Origin of the sequence: Roseiconus lacunae (genome assembly GCF_008312935.1) — a bacterium.
GTDB classification, from domain to species: Bacteria; Planctomycetota; Planctomycetia; order Pirellulales; family Pirellulaceae; genus Stieleria; species Stieleria lacunae.
In genome coordinates, this window is the sequence record NZ_VSZO01000014.1 from 338,614 (window position 1) to 361,649 (window position 23,036).

12 protein-coding genes are annotated in these 23,036 nt (G+C 54.8%); 6 read left to right on the forward strand and 6 right to left on the reverse strand.

Annotated elements, in window-relative coordinates:
* Positions 1-54: 54 nt before the first annotated feature.
* Together FYC48_RS19585 and FYC48_RS19590 are read right to left on the reverse strand one after the other, a co-directional pair.
* Entirely contained in the window at positions 55-1,158 is a 1,104-nt protein-coding gene (locus tag FYC48_RS19585; RefSeq protein ID WP_149498475.1) for an acyltransferase family protein, read from the reverse strand.
* A 316-nt stretch (positions 1,159-1,474) separates the two neighbouring features.
* Positions 1,475-4,261 (reverse strand): DEAD/DEAH box helicase, encoded by a 2,787-nt coding sequence (locus FYC48_RS19590; RefSeq protein WP_149498476.1) that lies wholly within the window; start codon positions 4,259-4,261, stop codon positions 1,475-1,477.
* Positions 4,262-5,125: 864 nt separating this feature from the next.
* Here FYC48_RS19590 and FYC48_RS19595 point away from each other — a divergent pair.
* The gene (locus FYC48_RS19595) at positions 5,126-5,473 is read left to right on the forward strand and encodes a hypothetical protein (RefSeq protein WP_149498477.1); all 348 of its coding nucleotides are present in this window, start codon (positions 5,126-5,128) and stop codon (positions 5,471-5,473) included.
* A 137-nt stretch (positions 5,474-5,610) separates the two neighbouring features.
* Here the strand turns inward: FYC48_RS19595 and FYC48_RS19600 are convergent, their stop codons facing one another.
* Positions 5,611-7,038, reverse strand: coding sequence for a DUF1501 domain-containing protein (locus tag FYC48_RS19600; RefSeq protein ID WP_149498478.1), 1,428 nt, complete (start codon positions 7,036-7,038; stop codon positions 5,611-5,613).
* Between the two features lie 8 nt (positions 7,039-7,046).
* On the reverse strand, positions 7,047-9,938 hold the full coding sequence (locus tag FYC48_RS19605; protein WP_149498479.1) for a DUF1553 domain-containing protein: 2,892 nt from the start codon (positions 9,936-9,938) through the stop codon (positions 7,047-7,049).
* 581 nt (positions 9,939-10,519) lie between these two features.
* Here FYC48_RS19605 and FYC48_RS19610 point away from each other — a divergent pair.
* From FYC48_RS19610 to FYC48_RS19630, 5 genes are all read left to right on the forward strand, one after another.
* Positions 10,520-13,975, forward strand: a complete 3,456-nt coding sequence (locus FYC48_RS19610) for a DEAD/DEAH box helicase (RefSeq protein ID WP_149498480.1) — start codon at positions 10,520-10,522, stop codon at positions 13,973-13,975.
* Positions 13,976-14,479: 504 nt separating this feature from the next.
* Positions 14,480-15,145: a sigma-70 family RNA polymerase sigma factor gene (locus FYC48_RS19615; RefSeq protein ID WP_149498481.1), complete on the forward strand. Its 666-nt coding sequence runs from the start codon at positions 14,480-14,482 to the stop codon at positions 15,143-15,145.
* Between the two features lie 33 nt (positions 15,146-15,178).
* The gene (locus FYC48_RS19620) at positions 15,179-17,998 is read left to right on the forward strand and encodes a serine/threonine-protein kinase (RefSeq protein ID WP_160149636.1); all 2,820 of its coding nucleotides are present in this window, start codon (positions 15,179-15,181) and stop codon (positions 17,996-17,998) included.
* 33 nt (positions 17,999-18,031) lie between these two features.
* A complete protein-coding gene (locus tag FYC48_RS19625) occupies positions 18,032-19,285 on the forward strand; it encodes a hypothetical protein (protein WP_149498483.1) in 1,254 nt (417 codons plus the stop codon).
* 334 nt (positions 19,286-19,619) lie between these two features.
* Positions 19,620-20,612 carry an AraC family transcriptional regulator gene (locus tag FYC48_RS19630; RefSeq protein WP_149498484.1) on the forward strand — a complete coding sequence of 331 codons (993 nt, stop codon included), beginning with the start codon at positions 19,620-19,622 and terminating at the stop codon, positions 20,610-20,612.
* Positions 20,613-20,690: 78 nt separating this feature from the next.
* Here the strand turns inward: FYC48_RS19630 and FYC48_RS19635 are convergent, their stop codons facing one another.
* Both FYC48_RS19635 and FYC48_RS19640 read right to left on the reverse strand, forming a co-directional pair.
* A complete protein-coding gene (locus FYC48_RS19635; protein WP_149498485.1) occupies positions 20,691-21,338 on the reverse strand; it encodes a cohesin domain-containing protein in 648 nt (215 codons plus the stop codon).
* 211 nt (positions 21,339-21,549) lie between these two features.
* Complete coding sequence (locus FYC48_RS19640) at positions 21,550-22,845, reverse strand: cohesin domain-containing protein (protein ID WP_149498486.1); 1,296 nt, start codon at positions 22,843-22,845, stop codon at positions 21,550-21,552.
* Between the last annotated feature and the right edge of the window lie 191 nt (positions 22,846-23,036).

A 23,036-nucleotide genomic window follows, 5' to 3' on the forward strand; every position in this document is an offset into this window, starting at 1 on the left:
GGCGGATCTCTTGGCTAAGAATTGCCTGACCGATCGACACCGTCGGCCGTTCGATCACTGGACGGCGACCTTGGGCCGGTCGGCCAATTGCCCACTGCGATAGCGTTCCCACCGAGTTCGCAACCAGCTTGTGATCGGACCCTCGACTCGCGTCGTGATCAGCGTCGCCAAGCTGACGGCGAAGACGATCGACAAACCGAAGCAAACCACAGGCGGGTACCCAATGTGATCCAATCGATGGATCAAGGCACAACCGAGGTTGTTGTGGCAAAGGTACAGCGCGTACGAGATCGTGCTGATAAACAGCAAGGGTTTTAGCCGCAGCACAGGCATCTTTGCGTAAGCACATGCGGTGACCAAGCCCAAAATCAATACAGTCGCCACGGGGTTGTGCTTCCCGTGATCGATGCTGTGAAAAACGAACGCGGTGACAAAGATTCCCAAGGCATTTTTCCAGAGTGATCCGGTCTTTGTCTTGATCATGTAAAGCAGAAATCCCATCGCGAAGAGCGGCGCATGATCGAGCAACAGCAGGTGTCGTAGTGAATTGGCAATCGCATACCAAGCTGTCCCACTCGCTTGCTCAGCGACCGAATCGAGCGCGGGACAGACAAAGTACGACAGCATCAGTAAACTTCCCCAGCCGATGAAGTAACGCTTTAGTCCACCTATTCGATACAGCATGACAAGCGTGAAGTAGAAAAGCATTTCAACTTGCAGTGTCCACATCACCGGATCCACAAAGTCTTGTCCGAATAGCATCGGCAACAGTGTCAAGTTGGCGGCCAATTGAGTTGCCGAAACGGGATGTTCGTTCAGCGGCGCAAGACTGGTGATCCAAACGTTTGCCACGATGACGATCAAGAACATCGGAACGATACGGATCAAGCGAGCGGCGACGAAATCGACCGGGCGACCACGGCGCAGCAGTGACATGCTGTTGACGAAGCCGGACAAGATAAAAAACATCTGTGTCCCATAGGCTCCGTACGGCCACTCGAATCCCAAAGAGGTTGTATAGCCATACTTGACGCTATAAACATGCGTCAAATGAAACAGCATCAGACTGATCGCGGCGAGGGCTCGGAGTGCGTCGAGTTCGACGATTCGGCGATGCGGACGCAGCACGTGGGCGGTCGTAGGGGCCGCTTCATTCATGGCGGGTAGACAATCAGCCAGGGCGAGTGGGGAACAGGCGAATCGTTGAAACTTGGGGCGTATTCAAAGTGATTCGTCGACGTTCCGTCCCAATTTGTTGGCTAGACATAGATTCTGATGCCGCACAATCCGATCACTCGGATTGCAACGGTCGAGCGGATTGCCAGAAATGACAATCACATGGTAGATGTTCGAGAGATCGGCGTAACGCCGGCGATAGTGAATCAGAATGGAAACACTTCCACTGCGAGTGTCAGAGACTGTTGCTATCACGGTTCGATCGCCGGGATCCGTCTGTCTTCCTGTCTCTGAGAAGCTATCGGCGATCAAGTAGCGTTGCTAATGTTGTTGCCAGCGAACGTAGGGACGATTCGTCTTCGAGTGTGATCGTGAGTTGCGGTCGGCCTTTGGAATCATGGTCAATCGATTCGCTCAGTCGACTCGTCAAATCATCGATTGTCTTAGAGTCGACTGGCTTCTGATGTGGATTTCCCAACAGTTTTCCTGCAAGATTAAGAGCCGCACCGACCAGATCACCGGTGGCCTTGGAAACCACTTCACGACGTTCCGCGATCGCTTTGGTTTCTGCTTCAGTCTTGGCCAATCGGCTTTCGTCGACAGGGGCCATGAACTGCGGCAGTTTCATCTTCTCCAGACGTTTACGCAGATCATCGGTTCCACTCGTCACCGAGACTTCGGCGATCTCGCTTTCGATATTTAATGACGCGTCGGCGAGTTCTTGCTTGGACGCCAAGGTGTTCAGCAAGCTTTCTTCGATCGTATCGGAGGTCACAAGATTGTAGATGTGAACCTGATTTTTTTGACCCATTCGGTGGGCACGAGCGATCCGCTGTTCCAGGACCGCCGGATTCCAGGGCAGGTCGCAATTGATCACGGTGTTCGCCGATTGCAGGTTCAGCCCCGTGCTTCCCGCATTGGTCATCAAGATCACACGACAGTCGGGATCATTTTGAAATGCATTGACGATTGCCGGCCGTTTTTTCTGTGGAACGCTCCCGTCAAGTCGGACATAGTCGCAGCCAATTCGATCCAACCGTTGCTCCACTCGATCGAGCATACGTTTCCATTCGGAAAACAGAACAATTTTACGACTCTCGTCGGAGATCAATGAAGTGAGAAGCTCGCTGAGTTTTTCGAGCTTGCTGCTGTACTCCGGTTCTTGCTGATTGACCAAGAACGTACTGTCGCAAACCATTCTGGCCATCGCGAGTGCTCGGCGCAGACGCAGCAGGTCCATTTCGGTGAGGTATTTTTTGCTGGTGATTTGAGCAACGATTTGGATTTGCCCACGATGAATCTCCAACTGTTCTTCGGTCGGAGTGACCCGGACCACTTGGTCGATGCGGTCGGGCAATTGCTTTGCGACCTCTGCCCGGGTTCGTCGCAACAAGATCGGCCGCATCGTTTCCCGCAATTCATCAAGGCGTTGATATCCGATGGTCCTGCCTTTGTCGTCGACGACGCGGTGCCGATTGAAAAATCGGAAGGCGGAACCGAGCCGGTTTTCATCGACAAATCGAGCGACCGTAAATAGTTCACCCAGATTGTTCTCGAGCGGTGTTCCCGAAAGCACCAATCGAAATGGACTGTCGATTGACCGGATGACATTGCTGGTTTTTGATTCCCAGTTTTTGATCCGTTGGCCTTCATCCAAGATGATTAGATCCCAAGGCACCGATTCGATGGGTTCCAAATCGCGAAGGACTTGTTCATAGTTGCAAACGGTGAAGAAGGCGTCGGTCGCATATTGCTGGTGACGCTCCGCGCCGGTGCCCATGACAAGTTGCACACTGCGGCCACTGAATCGGTGGACTTCCTCTCGCCACTGGCTCTTCAGTGACGCCGGACACACGACCAAGGCTCGTTTAATATCTGCCCATTGCGCCAGCAACTCGGCAGTGCCGATTCCTTGGATCGTTTTACCCAGACCCATATCATCGGCCAAAATCGCGCGGCCTGCCGAAGCGGCGAAGGCGATTCCGTCAAGTTGATACGGTAGCAACGTCGCATTCAGCAACGACTCACGCAGTGGATGGGTTTCCGGCGATCGACGGATTTCCTGGCAGCGCTTCGACATTGTTTGGCAGATCAATCCACGTTGGATGTAGTCCTCCGCGTCGGGATAGATTTGCAGATCCAATCCTTTGGACTCGATCGTTTCGATTCGCTGCATCACATCGTTGACGTCCGTTGTCGAGCGATCGACCAGGTCGCCGGCGATCTCGGTAGTCGCCGAATCAGGGTCTGTCGGAAGGTTAAATCGCAGCCCAAAGTCATCGCCATAATGCAGGCGGAGTGAGAGATGTGTCCGCACATAAGGCTCTTCCATTTTGGATTTGCCGAATCGCTTTTGCACCTTCAAAGCGACGTGCATGATGTGTTTGCAAGTGCCCAGCCCGTTGGTTCGAAAGTCGGGACAAGAGCAATACGACGCGAATGGCTCCGTCCCACGGAGTGCGACGCGATACGATCGACCGGTGTTGTAGCTGCTGACGATATAGTCTGACCAAGGCGTGGACGAATCGAGCGTGCGGACTCGAAACGTCTCTTCCTCGGCACGTTTGCGTCGATCGGCGACCGCGCGGTCCAACAGTTCCGATTCCGTGAGGTGTTCCAGTGCTACCGATTCGTCTGGCGGTTCGGCTAAGCCAAGCACCGTTTTCGCATCCAACAGGTATTCAAATGCCGCACCGACGTGATGGCAGTGACCGTCGCAATGATCACAGTTGAGTTGAAGTTGCTTGGACCGATTGGACTGAAGTGTCATCGTGACGATCACGTAGCCCTCGGCGGCAGTGGGTGCGTCATCCGCACCACTGTATTTCTCTTCCACGTCCAGCATTCTGACCCGAAACAAATCACCACCCAGGAAGACATCATCGGGATCGATCTCGGTAAAACGACTGCCTTGTCGAAATAGCTTGCCCCCTTCGTCGCCAAGCAATTGTGTTGCCTGGTGAAAGGTCAGTGAACCCAGACGCTGGTGAAAGACGTTGACCTTTTTCTTCGATTTGGACTTGGACGATTGTCTTGATTTAGAACGAAGCTTTTTCTCGGTCGCAGAGGTTTTGGTGGTGGCCATGGGCAATCCTTTTCGGAACGCGTTATTGATAGAAACGCAGTTTGAAACGTTCGACGACAAGATCTGACAACGATGGGGTCCATTGGACGGCATAGCCGAGTACCAATCAACCGGAGTGCAGGATCAAGAAGCTGCTTAGAGGGTCACGATCCGAAATCGCTAATGTCGAACCTTGATGACCAAACGCGACCAAACCGCGGGGCCCACAACTGAAGGTCTCGAGGGTTACCGTTCTGTAGAGGGCTCACTTGAGTGTGATCGGAACGAAGCGAATGAACTTACGATCCGACAGTGTTTCCGCTGCTGGATGTTTGCGGCGCAGTTCCGGTTCGCCCCGTTGTAACTGGGGCATGCGGCAGGTTCCGCTGGTGCATTGTGCCGGCTGTAACGGCGACGCTGAACACAACGGTCGCCCGCGCGGTGCTGTTTGCGACTGTAAACCGCGTTGCAACTTTCGATCTCAATGCAGCTATCAATCCTTGTATGTCGCCTTGGATTCGGCGAGCCAATCGCAATCGAAGAGGTTTCGTACATCACGGTGTGCGGTGCGTCGATATCACCATTGTTCGATTAACCCTCGAATCGATGCTCAACTGACGCCCCTCCCTCCCGCCGTCGGTTGGAATCACGCCGCTTTAGAGCACCGACGTCTACCGTCCTGAACCTGACGCTGGACTTGATCAAGAGAACCTTGGCAAGCCAGTGGGTAGACGTCGCTGCTCGGCGCGTGATGACTTCCGTTGGTCTTGCGTTCCGACCGTCATCCTCCCCCTTTGACGCGACGACTCGAAGCAATCTTTGTGGTGTCAGTGCTGAGCCCACCCTCTGATCCTCTCCAGCGCCACTTCCTTATTTGGAGGCACCATGGCCAAGAAAGACACTTTCCGTGTCGTGACTCGTTCACGTGACGGATCACTGATGATTTCTGATTATCCTTCGATCGATCCCTTGATGACCTCCCATCAACAGATCGGAATCGATGACTGCAGCACCGACTTGGCCCTTCGAGGTATGCCGGTTTTTCGCGGATTGATCGGACCGATGCCCGAAGGCAAAAACATCGTTCGGTACGAAACGCCCGAGGTGTTCGAGGTCCTAACGAAAGAATGGATGAACGCCAAGCCTCGCAAACGACGTCGCCGCACTGCGGCGCAGATCGCCGAGGAAGCTGCGCTGGCACTGGAGTTGGAAGCACAAGCGGCCAATAGCTAATAAACGATCGGTAAACGACAAGCCGAACCCGCGCATCGCTGACCTGCATCGCCAAAAGCGGCGTTCGCCTCGGTCATTGCACTGAAACCGTGGCTGACGCCAAGCGGCTGATCCTAATTTCAAGTGTGGATGAAACATTAGGCCAGCACGTCACTGATCACGCGTCCGTAAACGTCGGTCAAGCGAAAGTCTCGGCCGGCGTGGCGGTAGGTCAATTGCTCGTGGTCCAAGCCTAGCTGATGCAGTAACGTTGCATGCAGGTCGTGCATGTGGACTTTGCCTTGCACGCTGGCGAACCCGAACTCGTCGGTCGAACCGTATGCGATGCCCGGTCGGAAGCCACCGCCGGCGAGCCAGACGGTAAAGCCGCCTGGGTTGTGATCACGTCCGGTGCCGTTGCTTTGCGAGTACGGCGTTCGGCCGAATTCGCCGCCCCACCAGACGATCGTGTCTTCGAGCAATCCACGTCGCTTGAGGTCGGCCAACAGCGCCGCGATCGGACGATCGACTGCTCTGGCGTGTTCGGCGTGCTTGGGCAGGTTCGAGTGTTGATCCCACGCCGGGTTAGCCGAATTGTCGCCATAGTTGACTTGGATAAATCGCACCCCGGCTTCGCATAACCGTCTCGCTAGAAGACATTTTTCGCCGTAGCCGCGAGTCTCGGGTTGATCGATTCCGTACTCGGCGAGTGTTTCTTTGGATTCGGTGTTGAGGTCTAAAATTTCTGGGCCGACTCGCTGCATTCGCCACGCGAGACGGTAGGACTCGGCGATCGCCTCGAATTCGCTGTTCTCGGCGCCGCGGCGGAGTGCTTGTTGTTCGTTGAGCCGTTCGATGAGTTGCAATTGTTCTTGCTGACGTTGCAGGTTCGAATCTTGCCGCGTCAGGTTTGCCAACTCCAGAGTTGATTTGCCGGCCGAACCGATCGGTGTACCTTGGTACCGAGCCGGTAAGAAGGCGCTGCCGTAGTTTCGCGGTCCGCCGTTACCGATCGAAGGGCTGATGGTGACAAAACCTGGCAAGTCTTGGTTTTCGGCTCCTAATCCGTAGTAGATCCAGGACCCGACCGAGGGACGGATAAAGTTGGTCGAGCCACAATGCAAAAACAGCGTCGCCGGGCCGTGTGCGACTCCGTCGGTGTGCATTCCGTGTAAGAAACAAAGGTCGTCGACGTGACGTGCCGTTTCTGGAAACAGTTCCGAAACCGCGCGGCCGCATTCGCCGTACTGTTGAAACTTCCAAGGTGACTGCATCAGGCGTTGTTCGGTTCCTCGGGTCCCGCTGCGTGCCAGTTCGCGGGCATCGTTGAACGCGGCTGTTTTGCCGTGACGCCGTTGAAGTTCGGGCTTGTAGTCGAACGAGTCAACTTGGCTGACACCCCCCTGCATGAATAAGAAGATAATCCGTTTCGCTTTGGGAGGGGCGGCCGGCGATTGTGAGGCAGCCGCGGTATATAGCAGTTCAGACGCCGATGCGCTGGCTGCTAACCCGGCAAAACCACAGGCGGATTGCTGCAAAATGCTGCGGCGTGCCATTCGAATTTTGAATGCGTTGGGATGCGACATGGTCCGTCTTATTCCAGGTATCGAAAGTCGGTGGACGCGAAAAGCGATTGAATTAAATCCGCGACGCGAGTGTGTATCGAATCGTTGCCGTGCCGTTCAAGAAACCTCAAACACAACGCACGCTCACGATCACTCGGCGGACGAGCAAAACAGAGGTGGTAAAGTTCACTGATCAGTTGGTTGCCGGCCGATTCGTCGTTGGCCATCAGTCGATGTGCCGCTTGCTCGCAGCGACGGATCACCCAGGGATCATTCATCATCGCCAGCGACTGTGAAACAATCGTGCTGCGCGAACGTTGTCCGACCGAGATGCTTGAGTCGGCGAAGTCAAAATCTTCGAACAGGGCTGGCAGCGAATTGCGAAACACCGGCTGATAAATACTCCTGCGGTTGGAGCGATGTTCGTAGTCGTAGTCGGACTTCGTCCCCGGGCGGATCGTTGAACCAAATCGATCTCGTTGCAATTCACCGCTAACGAATAACATTGCATCGCGAACCGATTCGACCGGCAAGCGTTTGAGTCGGCCAAAGGCATAGTGGCGGTTTTCAGGGTCAAGCGAGCGTGATTGCGCATCGTCATCAATCGATCGACGATAGGCATCGCTGTTGACGATCAAGCGAATGAGATGTTTGGTCGACCATTGATTGTTGACCAGTTCGATCGCTAACTGATCGAGAAGCTCCGGGTGTGAAGGCTGCCGTCCGGTCGTCCCGAAATTATTTTCGGTCGGTACCAAACCCTCGCCCATCATCCATGACCAGACCCGATTGACGTAGACGCGTGCGGTCAGTGGGTTTCGTCGATCGGCGATCCAGTCGGCTAGTTCGCGTCGTCCGCTTGAGGACGAATCAATCTGATTGGCGTACTCCTGGGCCGGTCCGACCGCGGCCAAAAAACCGCGTGGCACTCGATCGCCTAGCTGATGCGGATTGCCTCGGACTCGTATGTTGGTTTCCACCTGGGGTTCGCTTTCGGAAATCGTCAAATATTTCGGGCGGGCTGCTAGTTCCGATTGAAGTCGTTTTTGCCGGGTGACCAGCGTCGATCGTTGCTTCTGTAGTTCCCGTCGTTGTTCCAGCTCCGCGGTTTGGGTTTCGTTGACCTGGCCGCTCGGAATTTGATCGGATTGGGCGACGGGCAAAAATTGAACAGCATCGACGATCACGATTCCGTCGGCACCGTCGTTTGACACGATGACGAACGCTTGACCACCTTTTTCAAAAGGATAGGTTCCCAGAGAATGCCAGACGCCGTCGACGCTTGGTACCCTGCGTTGATTGACAGAGATTACCTTGGACTCGTTCGCACTAAAAACAGTGACCGTGGCATTCGTCGCACGATTGGCGTGATGGCTATAAGCAATACGGACTTCATAGTCACCGGTTTCGAGTGATTCCGGATCAAACGTCGCCGATTTTTTTTCCTGGCGTTCGATCCCGGTGTGTTGATAGCCTTGACCGACAAATGGTTTGACGAAATCGCTCGTTTTCCATTGTCCCACATAAGTGGCATCGGCATCGTCCACCACAACACCGGCAACAGAATCAACTGCGATCGCTTTGGCGCTGCCTTTCGTATCACCGCCGATACGTTTATCGATCGATTTAATTCGTGCGGCGACATCCTCCAGATCGCGTTGCAATTCGCGGTAGTGGTCCTCTTGTTTTTCCGTAAGCGGCAGGGGTTTCTCGATCCATTTCGACAGGTTGGCATGTTTTAATGGCGTCGTTGATCGAAAGATCCCGGCCAACGCGTAATAATCACGAGTCGGAATGGGGTCGAACTTATGATCATGGCATCGGGCACAGCCGATCGTTTGCGCCAGGAAGGCTCGTCCGATCGTTTCAATTTGTTCATCAAGGTGATCGAACTCCAGTTTCGTTTTGTCTTGATCTTCGAGGTTGGAATTGCCCATCGCCAGAAAGCCGGTCGCGATCGCGCGTCGTTGCGTTTCGCGAAGGTCTTCGACCGGTCGCAGGTCACCGGAAATTTGGTCGCGGATCATCTGGTCGAAAGGGCGATCGTCGTTGAATGATTCGATCAGGTAGTCTCGGTAACGCCATGCTTCTGGCAAGATGAATCCGCGCAGCGTGATCGACTCGGCATAACGAACGACGTCCATCCAACGCCGGGCAATGTGTTCGCCATACGCAGGTGAGCTCAACAAACGATCGACATATCTCGCATAGGCGTCGTCAGACCGGTCGGCGACGAACGCGTCGACCATTGCCTTGGTAGGAGGCAATCCACAGAGGTCTAGCGATAAGCGTCGAGCAAGCACCCGACGCGTGGCAGGCGGCGATGCCTCAAGCCCGGCGGACTGGATGCTTTTGTCAATCCAAGCATCGACGATCGAACCGCTTTCGGATCCGTGGAGACGGGGCGTCACTAAGTTGTGATCGATCGGGCGATAGGACCAATGATTCTGAGCTTGTTCGACCGTCAGGGCGGTCGTCTGTTCGGTATCTGGTGACGGTTGTTGGGGTTTGCGCGGGTCGGGAGCACCGATCGAGATCCAGTGCCGGAACGCTTCAATCGTCGCGTCGTCCAGCTTGCCTTCGGGGGGCATTTGCAAATCCGGATCGTCGTACTCGATGGCTTTGATCAGCAAGCTCGCATCGGGGGCCTCTGACGCGATCGCGGGGCCAAGGTCACCACCTTGTTCCCAGTCTTGACGAGAATCAAGCGACAGGTTGCCGCTAACATCAGAGTCATGCGAGTGACAATCGAGGCAGTGTTCGATCAAGGCGGGACGAATCTTCGATTCAAAAAATGCGATTCCCTGAGGCGAAGCGGCCGACACGATCGTCAGGTGCTCACAAATCGCGTTTCCTAAAAACATTGCGATCATGATCGCGGATGGGATCGATCGAAATGTCGAGTGGAACGTGAGTAGCATCGGTAGTCAAATAAGAAGGCGGGACCGATTGAGAATGGGGATCGGCGCGGAACGAGGACGAAACAAACTCTGCGCGATGTTGAAGGAAGGAAATTCACGCCCCGGCCACGCGAAAGGATCTGACGCGAAGGCGAAACGCAGGGGTTGTCTATTCTGGCGCCCGTACCGTGTCCGCTGGGGCGTGCATTCTATCGCACCGGGTGCTTCCCTGCGCGGTTTCTATTCCAGTTCATCGCCATTGCCACGATTTCATTGCTGCGATCCCCAATTGGGCCCGGGCGCAGCGAACTGAACCGCAAGCGTTCATTCGGTTTGGGGGGATCAATAAGATGGGGGAACCGCTTCGATCACACTCTGCCAATACGAGTCACTATCGGATCAGAGAAGAGGAAGCGATTATGCCGGTCGAATGGAGGAGGGAGGTCGGATGAATGCCCACTTGCGCGACGGCTTGTATCAGGGGCACGCCTCGATAGGATGGATATCGTGGCGAATGGTCTTACCTGGCTATGCTTGTCCGACTCTTTCCTTAACCGACCTCTTTCGTAAAGTTGGATCCAACGGAATCGAAGGGCTAAAACATGATGTTGTCCGAAGCTGTCCAAGATCAATTCCATAATGTGGACCGGCTAGCGGGCATCAGTATCAAAATGCTCGAAAGTGTCTCCATCGAACAAGCCGGAACGGAAGGGGTGTTGGCGTGCGTCGGAGGCCGGTCACCTCACGCCGTACTCCTCGATTTTACGGAGCTTGCCGAGGGTTGGCTGGGGGGCTATTGCACTTGCGAAGCGTTCAAGAGCGGCAGCAATTGCAAGCACCTTTGGGCGCTGATGACCAAGGTGGACTTACTGTACGAGTCTCCGTTCGGTGACGTCTTAACGACGGATTTGTTGATCGATTCGATCGAGCCAGATCAGTGGTCTTGTGGAAGACCACTAAGGAAACTCTTCGGTAGTCAATCAAACGGATCGATGCGCGCCAATGGTGTTCTGACCAAGCCGGATGCCACGCATTCAGATTGGCAACAGCAATTGCAACGTGTGAGCCCTCAGTCGCATCATTCGGACGAAAATGCGCTCGGGCTTCCCGAAGCGTTCGTCCCCGCATCGTTTCAGGCCAAGCAGACCTGGTTTGTGCTCTCGACCAGTGATCCGATCAATCAAGATTCGCTGCGTTTGACCGCAATGATCAGTACGCGAAAGAACGATGGTGATTGGAGTCGACCGATGGGACGGGCGATGACAATCGAGCATTTGGCAGAGTTGCCAGATCCCGCGGAGCGACGCGTCTTCGAAATGCTGACTCCGATCGAAGAAGAACAAAGGTACTATCGCTATTCCTATCAGCCAGCGGAGTACCGTCAATTCTCGGTGTCACCAAACAGCCTGTGTGAAACATTAACCTCACTGTTTCATACCGGTCGCTTCGCGTGGAAGCTTGGTGATTCGAAAACGATTTTTGAAGACGGCCGACCAATTTCGCATTTGGCTGTTGATGCTTCATCCAAACTTCGTATCGCAGTTCGGCGCGATCCCGATGTCGAATCACAGATCATCATCAAGCCTGAATTAGTGGTTCCAGAGTTCGGTCTTTTTTCGACTCGCGATGTTATCTGGAGTTCAACGATCGGATGTCTATTGTTGTCATTGCAGCACCACGATGCCGACCAGAACTGCTCTGAAGTCTCGGAAACTGCGGTCGGCGATGGACAGACTGATGATCGCGAATTGGGCGACCAGTTCGCGACATGTTTGGCGACGCTCAGCCCCGATTCGATCGACCTGCTCAAGTCGTGGGGAGCTTCCAAGGCAATCGTCGCACCCAGGGAGGACCTCGAGGACGTGATCCAGGTCCTCTCGCAACGCTTCATCAACATCGATTTGGATCTCGATCCAGAGTTTGGCATCGAAACAGTCCAGCCTACGCCGAAGCCGATGTGTGCGTTGACCCAGCTTGAGCATCGGTCCAGCAGTTATCGCGTTTCTTTTAAAGCATCCTACCCGGATCGCGAACTGCTCTTCGATGCGGCGACTCAATGGTGGTATGAGGCCGAAGAAAAACGCTTGATTCGCCGTAACGTAGCCGCCGAACAAGAGCTGATTTCGAAAATTGACTTCGATCAGTTGCCCTTGCGGTTTGACGATGGTTACCAATCGAATGTCACGCTTGCACCCAGCGATTTCTTGCGCTTCGTTGAAACGATGCAGAACGCGGGATGGGAAATTAATGCTCAGGGCGCCCCGCTGCGGCAAGCATCAAACTTTCGGGCGAGCGTGACTACCAGTGACGTTGATTGGTTTGATTTAGACGGCGAGGTGGAGTTCAACGAACAGAGCGTTGCCTTGCCGACGCTTTTGCAAGCGATCGGTAATGGCCAACAAACGATCCAGCTAGATGATGGTTCGGTCGGAATGATCCCGATCCAATGGTTGTCCAAGTTCGGTGGGATAGAAAAGTCAGCCGAATCGATCGACGACAAATTGCGTTTCCATCGATCACAAGGGTTGATGTTGGACCTGCTGCTGTCTGAAGTCGAAGACGTCGACTTCGATCGGAACTATTTGAAGTTTCTCAAACAGATCAAGTCCTTCACCGGGATCAAAGCTGCCAACTCGGTTAAAAGCTTTCGCGGTGACTTGCGCGAGTATCAACGTCTTGGGCTCGGTTGGCTAAAGTTCTTGAACCAACTCGGTTGCGGCGGATGCCTGGCAGATGATATGGGCCTGGGGAAAACGATCCAGGTCCTCGCAATGTTGGAGTCACGTCGCAAGCGACGCACAGGCAAGGACGAGATCCGCAAACCGTCGATCGTCGTTGTCCCCAAAAGTTTGGTGTTCAATTGGATCGAGGAAACGCAGAAGTTCGCGCCGAAGTTAATTATCCGCAATCATACCGGTCCGGAACGGAAGCTTGACTGGGACGCGTTTCTCGCTAACCCACAGTCGGCCGATGTTGTGCTGACGACGTATCAAACGATGCGGATCGACATCGAAAAATTGCGTCAGTTAGATTTCGACTACGCGATCCTCGATGAAGCGCAAGCAATCAAAAACCCTAAAAGTCAGGTCGCAAAGGCGTCGCGGATTTTGCGGGCAGAGCACCGATTGGCAATGACGGGAACACCGGTCGAGAATCATCTCGGTGACTTGTGGTCAATCTTCGATTTTCTTAACCCTGGCATGCTCGGGCGAACGCCGACGACTCGGCAGTTGCCGGACATGCAGGACGATTCGGAGCGCGAACAGGTGCGTCTGATCAGTCAATCGCTACGGCCATTCATTCTTCGCCGCACCAAGTCGGAGGTGCTGACAGAATTGCCTGAAAAGATCGAACAAACGTTGGCTTGTTCGATGAGCCCGAAGCACCAAAAGCTCTACAACGAACTACGTGACCACTTCCGCATGATGCTCAGTCAGAAGGTCGAAGAGGTCGGATTGAAAAAGGCCAAAATTCACGTGTTGGCCGCATTGATGCGTTTGCGTCAAGCGGCGTGCGATCCTCGATTGGTTGATCCAAATTCTAAGGTGCGCGGTTCTAAAGTCGAAGAGCTGATCGAACGACTCGACGAGTTGATGCAGGAAGGACGTAAAACGCTCGTCTTCTCTCAGTTCACGTCATTACTGCACCTCGTCAAGAAAGACCTGCGGGCAAAAGGATGGGACTATGAATATCTTGACGGTCAGACGACCAACCGCGAAGCAAAAGTGAAACGTTTCCAATCCGATGACGATTGCAAGCTGTTTTTGATCAGCTTGAAAGCCGGCGGAACAGGACTGAACCTGACGTCTGCGGAATCCGTCTTTATTCTTGACCCTTGGTGGAACCCGGCGACCGAAGCGCAAGCGATCGACCGGGCCCATCGCATGGGGCAAACCCGCTGCGTGAACGCCTATCGAATGATCTGCAAAGACACGATCGAGGAAAAAATCATCGAACTGCAACGGAGCAAACAGCAACTTGCCGACGCCATCATCGGTGAGGACAAGAGTCTGATCAGTCAACTGACGGCAGACGACTTGCACGCCCTGTTGGTATAACCGAGGTCTTCAAGGCAATCACGAAGGCTTGTGATTCGCCAGTTTGGTTTGCCGATTGTCCCGTCGGCCTAGGAGTGTGACCCCTCTGGGTGTTTCACCTCGACCTCTGGTTTGGGGTCAATCCATCAGCCGACGGGCATCGCCGCGGCTATTGCACGAAAACCGCGCTAAAGCCGTTCGGCGAATCTGAATTTCAGGTGTCGACGAAACACAAGTGGGGAAGAGGGAACCGAATCCTCGTGTTTGTCGTCAAAGGACAACCAAACGGTGGGGATTGAAGCTGGAAAAACAGAGCTTCCCTGACGGGGGCAGTACGATTCAGCGATAAAATAAATGCGAGAGTGATGCTTCGGTTTAGCGGCGGTTCAAGCAAGATTGTTTCCCGCCCACGGCACCAAAATGGTGCAAATTCCGCGGTCTTCGGTGAGATCGCAACCGCACCGAATGCCGGGGCACCATTCAGAATGTCGCATTTGATTCAAAAGCCATTGGGACCGTCATTCAATGTCCAGTCAACGAGAGCGATCGTCCGAGCTGCCGGTGTCGATGCCGCAGCTTCTTGAATTGGCTCGCGAGGCAGCGATCGAACGTGATGCGGATTCGGGGCCGCTGGGAGATCTGCTGCAACTGTACCGGAACTATTTGACGGTATTGGCAACGACGCAGCTCGATCAGCCATTGCGGCGGAGGATGAACCCATCGGATTTGGTTCAGGAAACAATGTTGGCGGCGCATCGGGATTTCGACCGCTTTCGTGGGTCCAGCGAGCCGGAGTTGTTGTGTTGGCTGCGGCAAATCTTAATGAACTGTTTGCGCGACGCGATCGACACGCACTTCAAAGCTCAGAAACGCGACATGCGGCGCGAGATTTCGATCGAGGCGGTCAGCGCCCAACTTGACGAAAGTGTTTGTCAGCTTGCCAACGTCTTCGCCGATCGGGGGCCTTCACCGAGTGAGCCGGCTCGCCGTCGCGAGCGAGCCGTTGAGTTGGCCGATCAGCTCGCCAAGCTGCGTCCAGAGTACCGCGACGTGATCGTGCTTCGCAATTTACAGGGGCTTTCGTTCAACGAGATCGCCGAGCGTTTGGATCGGCGACCGGGCACGGTTCGAATGTTGTGGTTACGAGCGATGGACAAGTTCAAAAAAACTTGTGCACAACCACAAGCGTAATCAATGGGCTCAAGCGTAATCACGGGCGGTTCGATGAACGATTTTTCAGTTTCCGGTTTTGACCTCAGTGTCGAGCCGTCTGCGACGAGGAATCTAACTGACGGACAACGTGATCGATTGGCCGTCCTTCTGGATGAGTACTTGGTCGGATTGGAACGCGGTACCCCGCCGAATGTCGCGGACTTGGTCGCGGATGATCCGGAGCTTGCCGAGCCGCTGACGAATTACGTTCATGGGCTAGAGGATTTGCATCAAGTCGCCGCGGGATTCGCACCTCGCTCCGGCGACCAAGATGCCGGCCGAGCTTCAGAAACAGGCGAGACGTCGCACACCGTGCTCGGTGATTTCGAGTTGATTGAGGAGGTCGGTCGCGGCGGGATGGGAGTGGTTTATCGCGCCCAGCAGCGTTCACTTGATCGAACGGTGGCGATCAAACTTTTGCCGTTTGCGGCGGTTTTGGATTCTCGCCAGATCACTCGATTTCGTAACGAGGCTCAAGCGGCGGCGCAGCTTCAGCACCCCAACATTGTTCCCGTCTATACCGTCGGCGTCGATCGCGGCGTTCATTACTACGCCATGCAGTTTATTGAAGGACAATCCTTCGCAGAATCGATCGCCTCGCACGTAAGCAACCAATCATTGCCAGAGATCGAAACTTGTGTACGCCAAGGGATTGCGGTCGCCGGTGCACTCCACGCCGCTCATGAAACCGGCGTCGTCCATCGCGATATCAAGCCATCAAACCTGTTACTCGGAAACGATGGACAGGTTTGGGTGACGGACTTTGGGTTGGCCCGTTGCCAAACGGACGTGACGATGACACGCACCGGTGACATCGTCGGTACGATGAAGTACATGAGTCCCGAGCAGGCACGCGGTGAGTCGGCGATCGTCGATGGTCGTACGGATGTCTACTCGCTGGGCGTCACGCTTTACGAGATGCTGTGCCTGCGGCCGGCATTTGATGGTGGCGAAACACCCGTCGTTTTACGACAGATCGAAGAGCTTTCTCCCACGCCGCTTAGGTCGAACCGCCCTGACGTTCCCAATAGTTTGGAGACGGTGATCGCCAAAGCGATGTCGAAGAATCGCGACAGCCGCTATGACACGGCACTTGAATTTGCCGAAGACTTGCAGCGTGTCTTGGATGGTACCCCGACGATCGCGCGGAATCCCACCTTCCTGGACCGAGCGGCTCAGTGGGCGGTCGCTCGTAAACGCGCCGTTGCCGCCGGGGTCGCATTCGGTTTGGTCTTGCTAATCGGATTGGCGGTCAGCATCGCCCTCATCGCTGCGGCAAAACAGGAGTCCGATCGAAACGCGATTCTGGCCAAACGCAGTAGCCAATTGGCGCGTACGACGGTGGATGAGTTGGGGGCGAAGATGGCTGAATTGCTCGCCGATATCCCCGAAGCGGAATCGGTGCGGAGGCAACTGCTACAAGAGACGCTTGCTTACTATCAATCGTTTGCCGATCAAGTCGACGATGATCCGCAGTTGATCAAAGACCTCGCGGTTACTTATGGAAAGATTGGTTCGCTACAAAACGAAATCGGTTCATCTGAACAAGCGATCGAAGCGCTGAGTGAGTCGCGAATCTTGTTCACGCGTCTGGTCGAGGAACATCCCGGTGATTGGGATTTGGTTCATCAGTTGGCGACCAGCGAAAACAACCTGGCACTAGCACTTGATCGAGCCGGACGTTACAAGGCCGCCGAAGAACACTATCAATCTGCGATCGAAATCGGTGAACTGCTCATTCAATCCGACAGGGAAAATGCGGAATGGCGCACGGGACTGTCACTCGCGTTTGGCAATTACGCGCTGCTGCTTGGAAAAACACGGCGGAGCGAAGAATCCGAACGCATGCTCGAACAAAGCCTTCTGATCGCTGCGATCGATGAAGACAAAAACAGTCCAGACAATGAAGATAAACTGCAGCGACAGCTCGCATCGACCTACCAAAACCTAAGTGGATTACTGGCAGAACACTCGCCGAAAAAGTCGATCGAGTACGCGCGGGAAGCGTTGCGTTATCAAATGGATGCACTTGCGAGAAACGAAAACGATTCCCAATTGGCGAGTCAAGTTGGCCTGACGCTCAATAGCCTCGGCGCGGCTCAGGCGGCCAGCGGCGATAGCGAAGGGGCGATTCTTTCGTACCGTCAAGCGGCCGATATTCAACGCCAGCTTTATGATCGACAACCGTATGCAATGACCCATCAGAGGGACTTAGCGGTCACCGAAAACAATCTCGGTTTGGCTCTCGCCGCCGAAGGGCAATATGAACCGGCTCGGCACGCGTTCGACCAGGCATTGCAGTTTCAGCAGACGCTGGCGACGGAATTTGCCGACGATGCGGAAATCCAAAGTACGCTTGGTGGCATTTATAACAACCTGGGATTCGTCCAAGAAAAGTTGAGTGATCTACCCGAGGCCTTGCGTTCTTATCGAATGGCGGTGCAATATCAACAGGCGGCTCATAAGGCAGCCGACGAAGTGCCTCGCTATCGTGAATTTCTGAGCAAGCATTTTTTCAATTGTGCGCGTTTGCTTCGCGAAGACGGTCAGACCGATGAATCGATTAAGTTCACATTACAACGACGTGACCTGTGGCTTTCCGATCCTTCTCGATTATCCGGGGTGGCTGACGAGTTCCTCACCACAGCGACGGTAATTAGTCTGAATAAGTCATCGCCAGGAAAGATCACGTACTCGCGAGACGATTGTGTGCGTTTGGCCCGAGAAACGATCACGAAGGCGATCGGTGCGGGGTTCGATCCACCAGACGAGTTTTTTGATCGTCCAGAGTACCAGGCTCTGCGTCCAAACACGTCGCTTCAAGGAATTTGACGATCTAACGTTTGAAACCAATTCGAACCACTCATGATTCAATCAACGAAGTTGTCCGGCAAACGCATCTCGCCCCGAAAAAACTCGCTCAGCCGACGTCCTTTGAACGTCGAAAGGCTGGAGATGCGGACGATGCTGGCAGCCACGATCGAGCCGCTAGAATTCGGAATCGACGTCCCGCCGCGCCACGCGGTGCTGGAAGCCAATTACCGAACAGGCGCGTCGTTGTTTTCGACGGTGGTGAATCTACAACGTCCTCGCCTGGCGATTGAATTCGAACCCGCACATGGGGATGAATTTGCGTTCACCTTCGAAGGCGAACCGATCAAGGTGTTTGTACTGGAAGAATTCGAGCATGCTCACGACTTAGAATTCACCGAGGTGTTCGCACGGCTTGAGCCGTTGCGGCGTCAGCCGTCGATTCGGTCTGCCGTTTCCGTTGTTCCGTCACTGGTGAAATTTGAGTCCGTGTCGCCGGACAATGAAGTGGTTCAGGTGAATGCCCCGAACGCGATCCCGGTTGAGACCGCCGATACGGATCTAAATTTGCTCGAACAAACCCTCGATACCTTGGCGAAGGATCGATCTGCATCGCCGGTCCAGGGGCCGGCCTTGATTCCAGCTCAGCCGATTGTGCGAGAACAGTCCGAAAATCAGGGGCAATGGGAGCGATCCTTTGGACACCCAGACGTCGGCACGACCGCCTTGCCCCGCGATTTGGAACCGATCGAGGACGATGATGACGAAGGTGGTTTGATCGAATTAAAAAGTTTCAGTTTGGAAAGTGATGCCGATGCGCCACCACCGGCACGTTTATCAAACAACATTTGGCACATCGATTTGCAGGCTGCGCCAGCAACGGCGCCGACTGAAGTCGGGGGGCCGACGGCGCCAATTGCTCATCCAGACGCTCGTCCGGTCACATCACCGACTACCCCTGACGGGGGCTTGATCAAAATTGCGAGTAACCAACTGCCTAGTTCTCTTGAGAACCGCGGCCAAACCGGATTGAGGATTCAGCTCGATCCGAATGTCGGACATATTCGAAATTTCCAACTTGCCGATGCCCCGGGGTTGGACTCCGATCTAGAATCCGATCCGTCGTCCGAGTTGGTGTCGCGGTGGGAGCGACCGGATGCTTTGAAATCCAAACGAATTACCCGGAAGGATCAGGCTGATGAACCTCAGCCTCATGGGGTCTCTTGGAGTGGTTTATTGGTCGCCGGGAGCCTGTTGCTGACGACGTCGGCATCCGATTCCGATGAAGTTGGTGACCCTCAGGAGTAGGCCACGCACGGTCCCCGGCAGTCGACATTGGCTGTCGGCGTAGCTGAATAGTCAACGATCGGTGGGCGATTCGATGCAGCAAACGTTGCGTCTGATTCAGATAGTTGGGTTCGGCTTATCAATGGATGATCGCAAGCCCGGTTGTCGCACGGAATCCGTGGCAATCGGCCAATCGGGCCGGTGTCGGCGGACGTTGGAAAATCGGAAACTCTTTGATTGGGTGTGACACACCTGAGGGAGTTTCCGTCTCTTAAAGCAACGGACCTGTGCCGCGGGTGTAGCTCACGCGTTTGGCACCTCTTGAATCGTTGCCTCATAAAAAGTGTTGCGGCTGATGACGCCATTGCAAAACGATCCGATCACGGAACTGATTTCGCGACTGTACCTTCCAGGTTGGTGCGCCGCCCTGTGGCGACTTAGCGGGAATTGGGGAATCGAAGTCCCCGAGAAAACGGTCAGTTTGTACGTCGTCACCCAGGGAAGCGGCTGGTTGGTGTTCGACTCTCCGCAAATGTCGCCGATCCGTGTGATTAGTGGTGACCACGTCATGACGGCCTCTGGCGAAGGACACCGCTTCGTCAAGCAATTCAATAACCAGGCAGAACCGGTCGCAGAGCGTTTGTCATCGTCCTTTTGGCCTACCGCGCCTGCCAGCCAAGACGATTGTGAGGTTGTCTACGCACAATTCGAGTTGGAGCAATTGGCGGCCAATCCGCTGTCAATCGGCTTGCCGAACTTGGTCCATTTAAACCATCGTCGCGATGCCGAATTGAAGTCCTGCCTACCGCTGGTTGACTTGATGCAACAGACCGCCCAAGACGGCGAACCGGGTTGGCAGGCGATGGTGAGAAAGCTGTCAGAACTGGTTTTCATTCGTACGCTGTCGGCCCAGTTGCGAATGAACTCAAGTCGTAATGACGGATCGGCACCGCTTCGCGTCGTGAAAGCGATGACCGACACCGTCGTCGGACCGGTGCTCAATCAAGTGCTCGCGTCACCGGAGTCTCAGTGGACCGTGCCTCAAATGGCTCGAATGGCCCGGGTTTCCAAGTCCGCATTTTCGGACCGATTCCGCAACCTACTAGGGCAACCGCCGTTGCAGTATGTGACGGATCTTCGGATGCAAAAAGCAAGTCGCTTGCTGCACGAGAGCAATTTGGAGATCTCCAATATCGCCGTGCTTGTGGGCTACGAGTCTCCGTCATCGTTTAGCACCGCATTTCGACGTTGGAATGGTCAGTCGCCGGCTGAGTTTCGTAGGCATCGAAAAGCATCGGAGTCACCGATCGCAGCGACGCTCAACCGTGAAGCGATGAAGGTCGGCTAAGGCGATTTGGCTTCTCGGTGCGGTTTGGCGCAAGGTCCGTTAGCAGACCTGTTTTGAACGCCCTTTCAATGCCGTTGGTTAAGATCGACGTGAAGGAAGTTGAGGTCCGTAGATCGACCCGCAAGCATCGTCGGCCATTCGATCACCAAACATCACGTCGACGTCGGCAGGTCGCAACGTTCGCCACCAAGGTGGCTGTCCGAATCGATCGGTGTGTCGATTTCCCCGTTGGAAATCCAGACGCTGTGGCATGGGGGAGAGCGTTCGGTCGACGTTGTCTTCACCAGTCACCGGGGCGTTGTCGAGCCCGATTTGGCCCTCGTTTAGCTCGACTTCTTGCACGTCGATCGTCGTCGGGAGACGTCGAGCCTGTGATGTTCGGTATTCAAAATCAATTTCGATCACGTCTCCGTCGGTCTGATCGACTGCCTGGGCGGTGTAAACAAACGCAATGATCGTGCCTTGTTCTTGATCGACGTTGACAACCAAGCCAGCGTTGTCTTCCCAAAAGTCGCCGACACGAATGTTACTTGCGTCCGTCGTCAAGACTTGGGGGTCATATTGAATCCGCACCTCGGCAGCTCGGACGCCCGAAGCGTTTTCGATTTGAAGGGGGGCAGTGATTTGTTTGGCGTGGTGGTCCCAGTGGGCATCCATGGAAACCGCAGCCATCAAGCGCCGGGATTCAAGCGATTCCGCAACCGGCTTACGCGTGCGTTTGACCATACGATCTTCGATTGAGAAAAGAGAAGCATTCCGTCAAACAGGTGACGGTGTACCTCTGCGATGTACTCAGTCGCTTGGTTCGAAGGCAAGCCCAACGTACGAACTTCCTGGCGGATCGATCCCTGTCGCGACGATCGGAAAAGTCCGGTGGCGAACCGGGAAAGCGGCCGGGTGGAGAAGAAAGCCGCTTTCCTTCAGCAAAGATTCGCTGTTACCAAAGCTCCGACGTGTGGACTTGGTCGATCGCCTCTTCGCGATCCTCGTCTGCTTCAACGACAGCCCCGGAAACCGGTTCGGTCGTCGGGTCTTCGGCCAGTACGTTGGTCGTCACGACTGGGGTGACATCGATCGGGGGCGATTGGTCTGCAACGGTTTCAATCGGTTCGGGCAGCACGAGGACTTCGTCGATGACGTCGACCGGCGGAGCGAACACGATTTCGGCTTCCGCAGTCATCACGCTTTGCAGACCGCCCGTTTCTGCGGTCGTCATCGCTGACATTTCTGCGTCTTCGGATGACTGAGATTCTGCGATTTGCGTCTCAGAGGTCGAAAATTCGGTACTCGCGACGCCGGACATGGATGTCGCCGTGGTCGCCGGGGGAGCGGTGATCGCAGCACCCGAATTCGCAGCCGTCGTGATCCGTTCGATTTCATTTGACCATGACGTCGAACCGACGGGCATGACTAAGGTGGTCATGAGTCGTGTGTACACGTACTGAGGCAGCAGGCCAACTTCAACAAAGTTTTGATCTTCGATGGCGTCTCCGGTCGCTAGCGTTACTGACAGCACGTTGTTGCCACCATCTTGGTAAGCGACAGGTTGCTGTTGAGCGACGGTGTAGCTTCCTGCGGCCAGATCGGTAAACGAATAGGACCCGTCGGCATCGGTCACCGTTTCAAATTGTTGGTCCGTGCCGGTGTTGGTCAACACGATCGTGACACCGCCGATCGCTTCGCCGGAATCTAATTCACCATTGCCGTTGGCGTCGGCGAACACGAAGCCCGAAATCGAATCGGTGCCGCCGTTAGTAATCGTCAGCACACCGTCGGTCTGATCGCTGCCGGAGATCGGTGCGGGAGACACGGCAACTTGGCCTTCGTTAAGAACGACGGAGGTCAGATCCAAATCGGAGGTGTCTCCGATCGTGGCGGTGTCGGCGACCGAGAAGTTCAACTCGACCAACGAGCCTTCTCCGGATGTAATCGCGGCCGACGCGGAGACGAAGATGACGACAGACCCGGTGGCTTGATCGATATTAACGGTGACTTGGGTATCGCTGGCACCATCCCAGATTTCGCCGGCGGTGACATCATCTTGATTCAATTCCAATAGATCGGGATCGAATTCCAGACGGATCTCGGCGCCGCGAACGCCGGTCGCATCATCAATATTGACAGGAACGGAAACCGTGGCAGCTGGTGCGGCGGTTAAATCGTCGGGGATGTCGACGGCTGCGAGCAGTCGGCGCGCCGTCAACGACTGGAAATTCGGGCGGCGTCGGATCATGGGACACTCTCGGTGGGTGATTATCTAGTCAATCATTCGTCGGGAGGACCGTCATCAGTCCGCCCGTTGAATCATTAGTAGGTTTTTTGTCGGCGAATGTCACAGCGTGACTTACCTTCTCATGAATGTTGATTGTTTTTCGGGTTGGCGAGAAAAAATTATCGGAAGTGGTGTGACATTGATCGAAAAGA